Source organism: Bacillus sp. GW823-FHT06B01 (assembly GCF_058952315.1).
Genome location: NZ_JBXAHR010000006.1, coordinates 1 through 14,197, shown reverse-complemented (window position 1 = coordinate 14,197; position 14,197 = coordinate 1). Strand labels below are relative to the sequence as shown.

Sequence of the window (14,197 nt, the reverse complement as noted above, 5' to 3'; positions counted from 1 at the left end):
CTAGAGCTATCTTTGAAAAGAGATAGCTCTTTTTTGTATATATTTTCTTCTATTAGCGGAATCTAACTAAAAACTTGTTGAAAAGGAAGTTAGGTGGGGGAATTGTTAGAGTTAAAAGGTAACTTATTTGAAGTTATGAAAGAAATTAGGGATGAATTAGGTTCGCCTAATGATTTAACAATTAGGGAAGTTGCCCTTGCGGGTAGTTTTACACGCTGTGCGGTTATTTTTTTATGTGGGTTAACAGATAAGGATAATGTTTATAAATATGTAGTTCGTACACTTCAATATGAAGAAGTACAAAAAGAAGAAGCTGTTGTTCAAACATTATTGGATCGTTTTATTTCTATTGCAGAAGTCGGTATGAAGACAACGTTTCCAGACATTATAAATGCGATTTTAGCAGGAGACACAGTTATATTAATTGATAATATTCAAACCGCTATTGTCATTAATAGCCGAGCATGGGAAAAAAGAAGTCTAGAATCTCCAGTAACAGAAGATTTAATACGTGGACCAAGAATTGGATTGAATGAAGATATTAACGTAAATAAGATGTTAATTCGCCGCAGCTTACGTGATCCGAAGTTACGGTTTCGATCCTATATTATGGGGAAGCGATCGCAAAAAGAAGTAACTTTAGTCTATATAGAGGATATTATTAACCCTTATATTGTAGACGAATTAGATCGAAGGCTTCAATCAATAGTGGCAGACGTTATTCTTGAGACAGGAACGATTGAGCAATTAATTCAAGACAATAATTTATCACCATTCCCGCAATTTTTGAATACAGAAAGACCTGATAATATAGTGGCTGCGCTAGCGAAAGGAAAAGCGGCCATTTTAGTGGACGGATCACCATTTGCTCTTATCGCTCCACTAGTGTTTGTTGATATTTTTCAATCTGTAGAAGATCATTATGAGCGCTGGGTAATTGGTACGTTATTAAGAATTTTACGTATGGGATCAGGTATTGCTGCTGTTTTACTACCTGCCACGTACGTAGCGCTTGTTTCGTATCATCAAGGGCTTATTCCCTCTAAATTAGCTTATTCTATTGCGGGAGCGAGAGAAGGGGTACCATTTCCGGCATATATAGAAACGTTAATGATGGCATTAACGATGGAGTTAATACGAGAAGCGGGAATTAGGTTGCCAAAACCGATGGGGCAAACAATTGGGATTGTAGGTGGTCTTGTAATTGGAGAAGCTGCGGTGAACGCAGGGATTGTAAATCCGTTTTTAGTAATTATTATTGCAGTTACTGCAATTGCTACATTTTCACTGCCTGTATATAGCATTACGATTACGTTTCGGATTTTACTTTTTGTCTTTGTTTTAGCGGCGACTGCTTTTGGACTATATGGAATTATTTTAGCTCTTATTGCACTTGCGATTCATATTACGAATTTAAAGAGTGTTGGGGTGCCATATACAACGCCTATTGCTCCTGCATTTTATAAAGATTGGGAAGAAGAAATGATCCGCTTGCCAAAATCAATGTTGAAAGAAAGACCAGAGTACTTACAAACGAAAGATTCTACAATACGTCCAAAGGAGCGAGAGTAATTGAAGCCATTTGAATATGGGGATGAAGAGATTGGATCTCGGGAAATTGGTTTTGCGGTATCGTCAACAATTATCGGTATAGGTGCATTATCTATGCCGCGAGATATTGCTACGCAAACCTTATTTTCGGACGGTTGGATTATTTTGCTTTTGGGTGGATTAGTCTGTGCGGTTTTAGGGTGGTTTGTAACGAGGGTAGCTATTTTATTCCCAAAACAAAACTTTGTTCAATATACGAGTGCACATTTGACGAAGCCTGTTGCATACACAATTAGTAGCATTTTAGTATTAACGTTTGCTGCTTTGACAGCATATGAATCGCGAATGATTGCAATTATTTCACAAACGTATTTATTTAGTGATACACCAGTGCAACTATTGTCTTTCTTTTTCCTATTAGTTGTTATTTATGGAGTAGCAGGATCGAGAGCGGCTTTATTAAGGCTAAACGTTTTGTTTTTACCTATAGTTTTAATTGCGATAGTGCTGCTTTCTTTATTGAATATAAATTTAATGGAAATAAATAATTTACTACCAGCTTTTCAAACGGACGTCAGTCAATATGCTGTAGGAGTTAAAAACTCTATTTTCACATTTATCGGATTTGAGGTAGCTCTGTTTTATGCTGTGATGTTGAACGATAAGTCAGTGAAAAAGGCACCGATGGCAGTTGCAAAAGCGGTGATGGTAAACGTGTTGTCATACATTTTAATTTATGTAACTTGTATTAGTGTTTTTACATATATGACAACACGTGGATTGACATATCCAACAATTGAACTCGGGAAAGAAATTGAAATTGGTGGGGGGTTTTTAGAAAGGTTTGATGCGATTTTTTTTACTACTTGGATTATTACTATTTATAACACTACAGCAATGTATTATGACGTCGCATCTTTATTGTTTTGTGCTATGTTTCCGAAAGTGAAGAAACATATTTTTATTTTCGTAAGTGCCCCGATTATTTTTATGCTGAATATGATACCTAGTAGTTTGAATGACTTGTCAAATTACGGAACTTATTTAGCTTGGATAGATATGGGCTTTGTCGTGTTAGCACCTTTGTTAGTTTTTATTGTATATAAAATAAAAAGAAGGAATGGTAGAAATGAAACACCTTCTTAAAATTATAATGCTTCTAGTGTTAGCGGGATCGATAAGTGGATGCTCTGAGTTAGAAGAAATAGAAGAAAGAGGATTTGTAGTAGGTGCAGCCTATGATATTGTGAAAAAAAAGAAAGCGAATCCAATTATGAAAGGGACGTATCAGATGGTACTCCCCAGTAAATTGTCGCAACAAGGTGGACAAGGTGGTGGAGATAGCGAAAATTATATTAATGTGAGTGCGAAGGCAGATAGTGTCTTTGAGCAAATACGAATTATTGCCAAAAAAATTAGTCGCTCACTATTCTTTCCGCACATACAAGTGATAATTTTTTCTAAAGACTTATTATCGAATCCATATGTTTTACAAAATACGTTAGATGTATATATTCGTGATCATGAGATGAGAAGAAATATACGTTTGTTCGTTTCTAAGAAAAATGCAGAAGCTATTTTGAAGCAGAGCGCTAAGCCTGAAAATTTACCGGCGCAGTATATTGATATGTTAGCTGAACATCCTCCGAAAAATGCTCAAATGATTGAGGCTGCAAGAATTGGTGAAGTTCAGGAAAAGATGATTTCCAACCGAAGCTTCGTATTACCTATTCTTGAATTAACAAGGCAAGGGGTACAAATGAACGGTGCAGCGTTGTTTCGCGGGAAGGATAATAAGTGTGTAGGTAGTTTGAATGGAGAAGAAACATTTGGAATAAATTATATAATAGGTAAGAAAATTGGAGGATTCTTTACCATTCGTAAAAAAGACCAGCTTATTACATATGAAATTCATAAAATGCGTCGAAAGATTAAAGTATCTACAGAAAATGCTACAAAACCGAAGTTCGATATTCACTTGTTTTTGGAAGGAACATTGGCTGAGTTGCATTTTAGTGATCATAAACAAATTATGAACGAAAAGCGATTAAAGAAAAACATCACGGAGGAAATGGAGAAGCGCATTCAAAAATCGATTAAGCTTGTTCAAAAAAAATATAAGGTAGATGTATTAGAGTTAGGGGACGTATATAAGCGGCATAATTATAAAGAATGGAAGAAGATAGATAAGAATTGGGATCAAGGTGAAAATTACTTTAGTAATGCTGAGATTACTGTTCATGTTCATCCGACAATTGAGCATTCAGGTTCAGCTTTACCAAAAAGAGTAAAGTAAGGTGATGGAAGGTGTTTACTGGATTAGGAATTAGTTGCACGATATTAATGGCAGTTCTTCCGGGAGCCATATACTTTATTCATAAGAAACTCACAACGTATGGAGCACAGCCTTGGAATACTGATGCACAAAAAAAGAAACCTGAATGATTTCAGGTTTCTTTCGCGCAAAGCAAATGTGAAGGGGGATACCTTCTATGTATGCTTTGCTTATAAAAGCCCTAACCAATGTACCAATTGTGTAGAGAGGAATGTCACAACAATGGCGATAACGGTAGGGATTGCAAACGATAAGAATGTCCACTTTGCACTTTTTGTTTCTTTATATATGTTAACCAGTGTTGTTCCACATGGGAAGTGAAGAAGTGAGAACAACATTGTGTTTAACGCTGTTAACCAAGTCCAACCATTTTCTAAGAATAGATTTTTAATTTGATTAAAATCGTCTATTTCAGTTAAAGCTCCAGTTGATAAATAAGACATTAATAAAATAGGGATAACAATTTCATTCGCTGGTAGTCCAAGAATGAATGCAGCTAAAATAAATCCATCAAGTCCTAACATTTTAGCGAACGGATCTAGGAAGTTTACAAAATACATAAGTAAGCTTGTGTCACCGATGAAAATATTAGCTAGTAACCAAGTTAATGCAGCCGCAGGGGCAGCTACAACGATAGCTCGTTTTAAAACATAAATTGATTTATCGAGTGTTGCACGTACAATTGTATTCCAAACTTTTGGTTTACGGTACGGTGGTAACTCAAGAGTGTAGTGAGTTGGCACACCTTTTAAAGCTGTTTTTGATAGTACCCAAGAAACAGTTAATGTCATAATAACACCAATTACAACCATTCCAACTACAACGCCAGCAGTAACTAATGTTTGCATACTACCTGTATAACCAGCGGCCATAAATAATGAAGCCATTAAAATTAACATAGGCCAGCGACCGTTACAAGGAACGAAGTTGTTTGTTAAGATTGCAAGCATACGTTCACGTGGTGATTCAATAATACGCGTTGACATAATAGCGGCTGCATTACAACCAAATCCCATTGCCATTGTTAAAGATTGTTTGCCATGTGCACCGGAGCGTTTGAATAAGCGATCCATATTAAAAGCGACACGTGGTAAGTATCCGTAGTTTTCTAATAGTGCGAACATAGGGAAAAAGATGGCCATAGGTGGTAACATAACGCTAATAACAGCACCGATACCACGGAATAAGCCGAGTATTAAAATGCCATGTAACCATTCGGGTGCATGTGCTGCCTGGAACCAAGATGTTAAATACCCTTCGGCCCATCCGAAGAACTCAGCAATCATATCAGAGGGTACGTTAGCACCTGCAATTGTAAGATAAAAAATGATAGATAAAATACCGAGCATAATTGGAAATCCCCAGATTGGAGATGTGAAAATTTTATCTAGTTTTTCAGAACGATACAATTTATCAGTATTTGTATATTGAACAGATTCTTTACATATGCTTGCAGATGTTCGATAAATATCCCCGACAATATCATCTCGTATATCTTCTTTTGAGAGTGCTTGTGCATGTTGAATAATATAGTCTAATGGAAGAGCTTTACTGGCTGAGTGAGATTCCATTCATTACGACCTCCCTTACAAGTGGTTCATTATGGTGTTTTTGAAGTGTAGTTAAGAAATTTTTATCTCCATCTAATATACGTAACGCAATCCAACGTGCTGGATACGTATCACCGAACACTTTATAAATTTGTGGTTCTAATTCCTGAATCATATTTTCGATTTTTTCACTGTAAGAAATTTTAATTGGTGTTGGAATTAATTTTTTATTTGCTACTTTAGCGATAACGCTTAGCAAATGCCCAATACCTACTCGGTTACGAGCAGAAATCTTAACTACAGGTACACCGAGCGATTTTGCTAATTTCTTTTCATCAATAACGATGCCTTTTTTCTCCGCTTCATCAATTAAATTAATACAAATGACTACATTGCTTGTCATTTCCATCACTTGGAGAGCTAAATTTAAATTTCTTTCCATTGCAGTTGCATCTATAACAACTACAGTTACTTCTGGTTTTTCAAATATAATATAATCTCTTGCTACTTCTTCATCCGCAGAATTTGAATATAGTGAGTAAGTTCCAGGTAAATCTATTAATGTATATTTACTTCCGTTATGTTGATATTCCCCTTCAGCTTTTAAAACAGTTTTTCCCGTCCAGTTTCCAGTGTGTTGTTTTAAGCCTGTTAAAGTATTAAATAATGTACTTTTCCCGGTGTTCGGGTTGCCAGCTAAAGCAATACGATGTTTGCTCATCTGAAATCATCTCCTATTAATACCCCGAAAATAAGGGAACTTTCTTCCTTACGTAGTGCGATAGTTGTATTGCTTACTTGATAAGCGACCGGATCTCCAAGCGGACTGCGCTGTAATACTTTAATTGTTGCCCCAGGGATAAATCCTAAGTCTAATAAACGTCGTTTCATAGTTCCTTCTAATTGTATCTTCTCAATTTGTACAAACTCTCCTGTCTTAAACTCGGAAAGTGGTTTTGTATTAGCCGATACCATAAAAGTTACCTCATCTCTATATTGTTTGTTTAAGTTTAAAAAGTTTCCTTAGGTAAACTTTTTGTTAATAATATAGTAGACTACATTGGATGATGCTGTCAATTGGTACTTTAAAAATATTCATTTATTTTTAGAATTGTTCCAATTTATTTAGTTGTACTAAAAAATATTACTGAAATTTTGTTGAATGTAAATAAAGTAAGAGTGTAAAAGTTAAAAGATACAATGTATTTGTAAATGTATTTTTAATTAAAAGGGGAAAAGAGCGAAAAACATTTACATTGAATTTACATTTTTAAGAATAAATTTACATTACAGCTTAATTCGTGTGGATTTTGTTGGGTTCTTTAACTATAAATGTTGGGATTCCTAGCTTTTAAGGGTTATTATCGTCATTTACTTAAAATTAAAAATTGCTTAACACTCACATAATATTGTTGTCCTACAATGAATTTGTGTTCGAAAGAAAATGAATTCGAAAAGTGATAATCCAAATGGGGGTACAAGACATGGTTATGAAAAAAGGTATTAAATTTTCTTTAGCGGCTTTAGTGGTGGCAGGAGCGTTAGTTGGATGTGGGAAAGCAGATGATACAGCTAGTAAAGAACCTGCTAAAGGAAGCGATAATACAAAACAAGAATTATCAGGTACGATTGCAGCAGCTGGTTCTACAGCTCTTCTACCTCTTGCGGAGGAAGCTGGAAAGAAATTCATGGAGAAAAATTCAAAAGTTTCTATTCAAGTGCAAGGCGGCGGTAGTGGAACTGGGATTAACCAAGTAGCATCGGGTGCAGTACAAATTGGTAATTCAGATGTTCCATCAGGGGATAAAATAAAAGATGCTGAAAAAGCGAAAGAATTAGTAGATAACAAGGTTGCGGGTATTGCATTCGCGCTTGTCGTAAATAAAGATGTAAAAGTTGATAACTTAACAGTGCAACAAGTACAAGATATCTTCACTGGGAAAGTAACAAACTGGAAAGAGGTAGGCGGGAAAGATGAAAAAATCAACGTAATTAACCGTCCAGCTTCATCTGGTACACGTGCTACATTTGAAAAGACAGTTATGAAAGAAGCGAAAATTAATGATGGAACTGGTACAACACAAGATTCTAACGGTGCAGTAGAGCAAGCGATCAATTCTACTCCAGGTTCAGTAAGTTATTTAGCAATGTCTTACATGGTTGGCGATAAAAAAGGTGCGCTACAAACAGTGAAAATTGATGGTTCTGAACCAAAAGTTGAAAACATTTCGTCTGGTAAATATCCATTCTGGTCTTACGAGTACATGGTAACAAAAGGTGAAGCGAAAGAAGCAACGAAAGCTTACATTGATTATGTAAAAGGAAAAGACTTTGAAAAGCAAGTAGAAGATATGGGTTACATCCCAATGTCTAAATTAAATAAGTAATAAATTTTTATGGGGCTGGCTGCAAGGCCAGTCCTGTTCATTTCAATCTATGAAGTGGGGTCTGACCTGTGATGAAGGGGAAAAAACAAATTAATTACGTAAAAAGTGAATATATAGGAAGATCGCTTGTTACGTTTTGTGGTATTTTTATTGTTTTAATTACATTAGCTATTATTGCGTTTATTTGCGGTAAAGGTATTCAATCTTTTACACAAAGTGGTATCTCATTTACTGAGATGTTAACATCGACAAAATGGAATCCAAATACTGACGAAGGAACCTTCGGGGCTTTGATTTTTATTGTAGGTTCAACGGTGGTTTCGTTAGGTGCGGTTATTATTAGTGCGCCAATTGCTATAGCTCTTGCTATATTCATGAATTTAATTTCGCCAAAGTTTGGAAATAAAGTATTGAAGCCCGTTTTAGAATTATTAGTTGGTATTCCTTCGGTTGTATACGGATTATTAGGGGTTACGATTTTAGTGCCACTATTACGTGATTCGTTCGGGGGAGTGGGATTTAGTCTAATTGCGGGTATTGTTGTATTAAGTATTATGATTTTACCTACTATTGCTAGTATCGCTTCTGATGCAATACGCTCTGTTCCATTTGATTATTTAGAAGCTTCTTATGGTCTAGGATCAACGAAATGGCAAGCGGTTAGCCGAGTGATTGTTCCTGCTGCGAAAAAAGGGATTTTAACAGGTGTTGTTTTAGGTTTAGCGCGTGCTTTTGGTGAAGCATTAGCGGTTCAAATGGTAATCGGGAACACAATTAAATTACCAGAAGGAATATATAGTCCGACAGCGACGTTAACTGGTATTTTGACAATGGACATGACAAATACATTAAACGGAACTGCTTGGAATAATGCGCTATGGACTTTAGCGATGATTTTACTTGTTATTTCATTCCTGTTTATTTTAGTGATTCGAGCGATTGGGCAAAGAGGTGAGCGATAATAATGAATGCAAGAATGGTAAATAAAATTTGGACAGGTATCTTTTATGCAGTTGCGGCTTTAGTTGTAGCTCTGCTAGTATTCTTAGTATTTGAAATTCTGCAAAAGGGATGGGGATTTTGGGATCCTGATTTTTTGTTTGGAGAACCAAGTAATACAAGAGCTGGTGGTGGGATTGGTCCACAGTTATTCAATTCTTTCTACATGCTTGTTATAACGCTTGTTATATCTATTCCTCTTGGATTAGGGGCTGGAATATATTTAGCAGAGTATGCAAAACAAGGGCGCTTTTTAAATTTTGTTCGCTTATGTATTGAGACAATGGCGTCGTTACCTTCGATTGTTGTTGGTTTATTCGGTTTGTTAGTGTTCGTTACCATGACAGGTTGGGGATACACAGTAATGGGTGGTGCTCTTGCTTTAACTATTTTAAACTTACCAGGTTTAACACGTGTTTGTGAAAATGCGATTTCAGAAGTGCCTCATAATGTAAAAGAGGCAAGTCTTGGATTAGGTGCAACGAAATGGCAAACAATTGCTCGTATCATTATTCCGTCGTCATTACCGCAAATTATTACAGGTATTATTTTAGCGGCGGGTCGTATATTTGGTGAAGCGGCAGCGTTAATTTATACAGCGGGTTTAACATCCCCGATTTTAAATTCAGCAGCGGACTTCTCAAGTCCTGCGCATCCTTTAAATCCATTTAGACCAGCTGAAACGTTAGCGGTTCACATTTGGAAGTTAAATTCTGAAGGAGTTATTCCGGATGCAAAGTTGATTGCGACAAAATCTGCAGCTGTATTAATTATTATGGTATTACTATTCAATGTTATTTCACGCTTGGTAGCATCTGTATTGCACAAACGTTTTACAGGAACGAAAAGAAAAAGTAAAACGACGAAGAAGATAAAAGCAGCATAAAATACAAAAAGAACTCTCTACTTATAAGTAGAGAGTTCTTTTTGTATTTTAATATAGAAGGAATGGATGTAATGATTGTTGAATTTGGAATTGATTATATAGATGAATAGGTTCGGACGAGAGGGGGGAGTTAATTTGTTTCTTCTGCAAATGTCAGGTTTTCCTGGATCGGGAAAATCGACAGTTTCTAAGTATATAGCGAAGTTAACAGGTGCTGTAATTGTAAATCATGACGTTTTGAAATCGGCATTGTTACAATCATTAGAAATGAAAGGGATTGAATCGACGATTGTTGGAGGAGTATCATACGATGTTGAATGGGCATTGCTTGATTCTTATTTAGGACAAGGGCATAGTGTTATATTGGATAGTCCATGTCTATATGAAGGTATGGTTGAAAAAAGAATTAAGCTGTCTAATGAACATGGTGTGAAATATAAATATATTGAATGCTATCTTAATGATATGGAAGAGATTAATAATAGGTTACAAACACGTAAACGTATGTTCAGTCAGATTGGAAAAGTGGATTCGGAAGTAGCTTTTAAAAAGTGGTTAGATGGTAGTAAGAGACCTTCGAATACTGAATATCTTATTGTAGATTCTGGTAAACCTCTAGAGCGATATGCTCAAAAAATGATGGATTATATCGGTAAGTAGAGAAAAAGGCGTTATCTTCGTTCTTGAAGAAAACGCCTTTTTCTTTAAATATCAGGTGTTTCTGTAGAAGTGCTTATTTTTCTGCGAGAGCGTCTTTTTCTTCCGATTTTATCTAATAGTTCATACATAACTGGAACGACTACTAATGTAAGAACGGTTGAGACTGCTAAACCACCGATGACAACGACGGCAAGACTTTTTGATACCATGCTTCCTGCTTGCGATTGACCAAATAGGAGAGGGAGCATAGCGACGATTGTCGTTATAGCTGTCATAATGATTGGACGTAACCTAGTGGATCCCGCTTCTAGTAAGGCATCTCTTGTTTCCATTCCGTGTTCCCGATTTTGTTGCACTCTTTCTATTAATACAATAGCGTTTGTAACAACAATCCCGATTAACATTAATGCGCCGATCAAGGAATTTACATCAACGGGTGTTCCTGAAATGATTAATCCTAAAATACCGCCAACAGCAGCTAATGGCAAGGAGAACAAAATTGCAAAAGGAGCGCGCGCCTGTCCGAAGGTGATAACCATAATTAAATATACAATCCCGATTGCAATCCCCATAATTTTGAATAAATCAGTGAAGTTCTCTTGCATAGATTCAGTTGCACCTGCAATAGTTACTTTTGCGCCGCTAGGTAAATCTAAGTTAGCTATCGTTTTGTTTACTTCTGCGCTTACTTTACTTAAATCTTCATTTGAGGCCTCGGCAGTAATTTGAATCGTTTCTTTTCTATCTTTATGGAAGACTTCTGTTTGAAGTTGCTTTTCTGAAATAGTTGCAATGTCTTTTAAAGGAATTGGTCCATTGATAGGTGATAGTATGTTTGTGTTTAAAATGTCTTCTTGTTTAGTGATGTTTTCTTTTTTGTGTTCTATTATAATAGTTGTTTTTTCATTATTGATTGAAACTTCACCAATAGGTGATTTCTTTATAAGGAATGCTACTTGTTGTGCTGCTAATTCTGGTGTTAAGCCTAGTTGTTCGGCCTTTGTTTGATCAACATGGATTTGCCATTCTTTCTTAGAGTCTTCTAAATTTGTTTTTACTTTAGAGAGAGCAGCCATATCTTTTAGTTTTGTTTCGACGATAGTAGCAGCCTCTTTTAAATTCGTTTCGTTAGTTGCTGTTACGTTAAATTGCAAATTGTTGCCACCACCAGAGCTTGAATAACTCGTTTTTATATAATCTAGTTCAGCAGGCTCAAAAGCTTTATGTTCTTTCTTTAACTCTTTAATATATTGATCAACATCAGAGCCTTTCTTGAAGACTACAAATATACTGGCAAGATTATTTTTTGTCGTTTGCCCCCATTGTGCATCTTCTGCGCTAGATCCCATTCGCAAAATAACATCTGTTACATCCGAATTAGAAAGTAATTTCTTTTCGAAATCGAAGGCTTTTTGTTTTTGTGTTTCAGGAGCGTAATCAGCTGGGAAAGTCATATTAATAGATAACATTGTGTCGTCTTCAGATTTTATGTTCGCTTTCGGTAGTAATACATAGGCTGCAATCGATCCTGCGAATAATAAAAAAGCAGTAAGTAGAATAATGAATTTATGCGAAAGAGCCCACTTTAATGTAGCGACATATCGTGGTGAAGAACTTGGCTTTTTGTGCTTTGTTTTTTTTAGTAGTAAAAAAGCCATAAGTGGAACAACTGTTAGTGCAACGATTAAGGATGATAGTATAGAATATACAACTGCTAATACCATAGGTAACATTAATTTTCCGATTACTCCTGATACGAGGCCGATAGGTAAGAAAACAGCGACTGTTGTTAAAGTAGAAGAAGTAATTGCGACGGCGACCTCTTTCGTTGCATCGAGAATAATATCTTTAGAGAAAGATTCTTTTTGTAAACGACGGAAAATATTCTCGATGACAACGATACTATCATCAACGAGACGTCCAACTGCAACTGCTAAACCACCAAGCGTTAAGGTGTTAAGTGTGATGTTAGATTGGTGTAGTAAAAAGAGTGTTAATAAAATAGATAATGGAATACTGACAACGGCGATGAGTGTCGTTCGGAAGTTACGCAAAAAGATTAAGATAATTAGAGTTGCAGCAATTGCTCCAAGAATTACTTCTTTGCCCATACTAGTAACAGCATTTTCAACTTGCTCATGAGTTGAGGCTAAAAGTTTAATAGAAAACTGATCTTTATATTGTTTACTTATATCTTTGATTTTCTTATCGATTTCCTTTCCGATTGCAACTGCATTTTTACTTGGCTCTTTCATGATGATTAATCCGGTTCCTTCTTCTCCGTTTATATGCGAGATTGTATCGTAGTGTTGTTTAAGTTCGATTTGAGCAACATCTTGCAATTTTACTTGAGGTGCAACGGTTATGTTTTTAATATCATCTACATTTTTTATATCCCCAATGACACGAAGGTTATATTCTTCTTTATTAACGGTAATTGCTCCGGCTGGAGTAGAAGTTTCTTTTCCTTGTAAAACTTTTAATATTTGTTCTGTTGTTACGTTTTTATCTTTTAATTGGTTTGGGTCTAGTATGATAGATAATTCAGAGGCTGATTTTCCGAAAAACATAACGTTGGCAACACCATCAATGCTTTCGAGTTGTGGTACGATTTCTTTTTCGATTTGTTTTTCATCTGCTTTTGAAAATCCGTTTTGCTTCTGGATCGCAATTTGAGCGAGTGGAATCATAGAAGTATTTAATTGGCTAACTATGGGTTTAGTTGCATCTTTAGGTAATTTAATTGTGTTAATGGCCTTTTCAACCTCGCGTGCTGCGTCTTTCATGTTTGCTTTGGATGTATACGCGATATCGATACGTGATAACCCCTCGTGCGTAGAAGAGGTGATGCTGTCGATGTGTTCTAAATTGCGAAATTGTTTTTCGAGGGGATCAGTTACTTCTTTCGTCATCGCTTCAGCGTCGAGTCCTTGGGATAAGGTTGTGACAGTGACTGCTGGATTATCGATGCTTGGTAAAAATTCCATAGGTAATTTAGATCCAGAATAAACGCCAAGTACGGAAATGAGAAAAACCATGATGATAACAGCGGCGCGGTTTTTTAATGAAAACTTTGTTAACCTATCCATAAAGTAATTCCTCCATTGGTTTATTTATAGTTGAGTACGTCCTTTCTTACTATATAACAAAAAATGGATATTTTTAATTAATTAAATGTAAAAAAATTCTAACAATAATCTTAAGTTAATGTTTTTGTTGGAATTTCGTTATTTATTCCGCTATTCGCCGAGCGATAAGACTATTACCTAATCGAGCTGTCTGTAAACAACCGATTCGTTCAATTAATAGTTTGTGTGGAGGAACAAAACTAAAAATCGGCATATTTGCTTTATGTAGGAAGTGGTGAATCTATTTTTTTAGTTTGGAGTGATTTGTTTTTTATATTGTTAGTCTATAGAGAAGTAAATGATCAGGGCTTTAATATAGAAGAGAATGAAAATCTAGGAAGGGGTTATGAAATACAGTTTGGTTAACTAGAGTGTATTGGTATACAATTTAAATAGCTGTTTTCCATAGATGGGATGAGGTGTCTCTATATAGAAGAAAGTAGGATGGATATTTTTTTGTGTTTTTTTTTAAAAAACACTTGTTATTTAAAAATCATGATGGTATATTAATAAACGTCGCTGATGCGGAAACGCAGAAAACGACAAAAAATAAATTTTGAAACGTAGTTGACATCGAAAAATGAAGATGTTAATATGATGAAGTCGCTTCTGAAGCGGCAGACAAGTTCTTTGAAAACTGAACGAAACAAACAACGTGAAACGTCAATTTTTATTTTTAGATGCTAGACAAACTAACTTTA

The 14,197-nt window shown here is 35.6% G+C and carries 12 protein-coding genes; 8 read left to right on the top strand and 4 right to left on the bottom strand.

Annotation, left to right across the window (positions count from 1 at the left end; genetic code table 11):
* Positions 1 to 93 precede the first annotated feature (93 nt).
* From gerLA to AC1Q8N_RS23825, 4 genes are read left to right on the top strand one after another with little or no spacing between them, the layout of a single operon-like run.
* Positions 94 to 1,572, top strand: a complete 1,479-nt coding sequence (gene gerLA / locus AC1Q8N_RS23840) for a spore germination protein GerLA (protein WP_095205680.1) — start codon at positions 94 to 96, stop codon at positions 1,570 to 1,572.
* Positions 1,573 to 2,697 (top strand): spore germination protein GerLB, encoded by a 1,125-nt coding sequence (gene gerLB / locus AC1Q8N_RS23835; protein WP_048541809.1) that lies wholly within the window; start codon positions 1,573 to 1,575, stop codon positions 2,695 to 2,697.
* Entirely contained in the window at positions 2,681 to 3,847 is a 1,167-nt protein-coding gene (locus AC1Q8N_RS23830; protein WP_048541812.1) for a Ger(x)C family spore germination protein, read from the top strand. The genes gerLB and AC1Q8N_RS23830 overlap by 17 nt, the downstream gene beginning before the upstream one ends.
* A gap of 11 nt (positions 3,848 to 3,858) precedes the next feature.
* A complete protein-coding gene (locus AC1Q8N_RS23825; RefSeq protein ID WP_000493989.1) occupies positions 3,859 to 3,996 on the top strand; it encodes a hypothetical protein in 138 nt (45 codons plus the stop codon).
* Between the two features lie 60 nt (positions 3,997 to 4,056).
* Here AC1Q8N_RS23825 and AC1Q8N_RS23820 read toward each other — a convergent pair whose 3' ends face one another.
* Genes AC1Q8N_RS23820 through AC1Q8N_RS23810 form a run of 3 tightly spaced genes read right to left on the bottom strand, consistent with a single transcriptional unit; the run spans position 4,057 to position 6,411 of the window.
* On the bottom strand, positions 4,057 to 5,457 hold the full coding sequence (locus tag AC1Q8N_RS23820; protein ID WP_088061939.1) for a nucleoside recognition domain-containing protein: 1,401 nt from the start codon (positions 5,455 to 5,457) through the stop codon (positions 4,057 to 4,059).
* The gene (locus AC1Q8N_RS23815) at positions 5,435 to 6,157 is read right to left on the bottom strand and encodes a FeoB small GTPase domain-containing protein (protein ID WP_098076781.1); all 723 of its coding nucleotides are present in this window, start codon (positions 6,155 to 6,157) and stop codon (positions 5,435 to 5,437) included. Before AC1Q8N_RS23815 ends, AC1Q8N_RS23820 begins: the two co-directional genes overlap by 23 nt.
* Positions 6,154 to 6,411 (bottom strand): FeoA family protein, encoded by a 258-nt coding sequence (locus AC1Q8N_RS23810; RefSeq protein ID WP_000252989.1) that lies wholly within the window; start codon positions 6,409 to 6,411, stop codon positions 6,154 to 6,156. The genes AC1Q8N_RS23815 and AC1Q8N_RS23810 overlap by 4 nt, the downstream gene beginning before the upstream one ends.
* A 509-nt stretch (positions 6,412 to 6,920) precedes the next feature.
* Between AC1Q8N_RS23810 and AC1Q8N_RS23805 the strand changes: the two genes are divergently transcribed.
* The 4 genes from AC1Q8N_RS23805 (at position 6,921) to AC1Q8N_RS23790 (ending at position 10,368) form a co-directional block, all read left to right on the top strand.
* A complete protein-coding gene (locus tag AC1Q8N_RS23805) occupies positions 6,921 to 7,823 on the top strand; it encodes a phosphate ABC transporter substrate-binding protein PstS family protein (RefSeq protein ID WP_048541819.1) in 903 nt (300 codons plus the stop codon).
* A 71-nt stretch (positions 7,824 to 7,894) separates the two neighbouring features.
* On the top strand, positions 7,895 to 8,785 hold the full coding sequence (pstC, locus tag AC1Q8N_RS23800; protein WP_141519962.1) for a phosphate ABC transporter permease subunit PstC: 891 nt from the start codon (positions 7,895 to 7,897) through the stop codon (positions 8,783 to 8,785).
* A 2-nt stretch (positions 8,786 to 8,787) separates the two neighbouring features.
* Complete coding sequence (gene pstA, locus AC1Q8N_RS23795; RefSeq protein WP_098076776.1) at positions 8,788 to 9,708, top strand: phosphate ABC transporter permease PstA; 921 nt, start codon at positions 8,788 to 8,790, stop codon at positions 9,706 to 9,708.
* A gap of 135 nt (positions 9,709 to 9,843) precedes the next feature.
* A complete protein-coding gene (locus AC1Q8N_RS23790) occupies positions 9,844 to 10,368 on the top strand; it encodes a P-loop nucleotide/nucleoside kinase family protein (protein WP_098076773.1) in 525 nt (174 codons plus the stop codon).
* A 44-nt stretch (positions 10,369 to 10,412) separates the two neighbouring features.
* On the opposite strand, the gene AC1Q8N_RS23785 is transcribed toward AC1Q8N_RS23790, so the two are convergent.
* Positions 10,413 to 13,457, bottom strand: coding sequence for an efflux RND transporter permease subunit (locus AC1Q8N_RS23785; RefSeq protein ID WP_098076771.1), 3,045 nt, complete (start codon positions 13,455 to 13,457; stop codon positions 10,413 to 10,415).
* Between the last annotated feature and the right edge of the window lie 740 nt (positions 13,458 to 14,197).

Excerpts from the sequence above, each read along its gene's own strand:
- AC1Q8N_RS23830 (WP_048541812.1), top strand. The coding sequence starts at position 2,681 with ATGAAACACCTTCTTAAAATTATAATGCTTCTAGTGTTAGCGGGATCG.
- AC1Q8N_RS23820 (WP_088061939.1), bottom strand. The coding sequence starts at position 5,457 with ATGGAATCTCACTCAGCCAGTAAAGCTCTTCCATTAGACTATATTATT.
- AC1Q8N_RS23815 (WP_098076781.1), bottom strand. The coding sequence starts at position 6,157 with ATGAGCAAACATCGTATTGCTTTAGCTGGCAACCCGAACACCGGGAAA.
- AC1Q8N_RS23810 (WP_000252989.1), bottom strand. The coding sequence starts at position 6,411 with ATGGTATCGGCTAATACAAAACCACTTTCCGAGTTTAAGACAGGAGAG.
- AC1Q8N_RS23805 (WP_048541819.1), top strand. The coding sequence starts at position 6,921 with ATGGTTATGAAAAAAGGTATTAAATTTTCTTTAGCGGCTTTAGTGGTG.
- pstC (WP_141519962.1), top strand. The coding sequence starts at position 7,895 with ATGAAGGGGAAAAAACAAATTAATTACGTAAAAAGTGAATATATAGGA.
- pstA (WP_098076776.1), top strand. The coding sequence starts at position 8,788 with ATGAATGCAAGAATGGTAAATAAAATTTGGACAGGTATCTTTTATGCA.
- AC1Q8N_RS23785 (WP_098076771.1), bottom strand. The coding sequence starts at position 13,457 with ATGGATAGGTTAACAAAGTTTTCATTAAAAAACCGCGCCGCTGTTATC.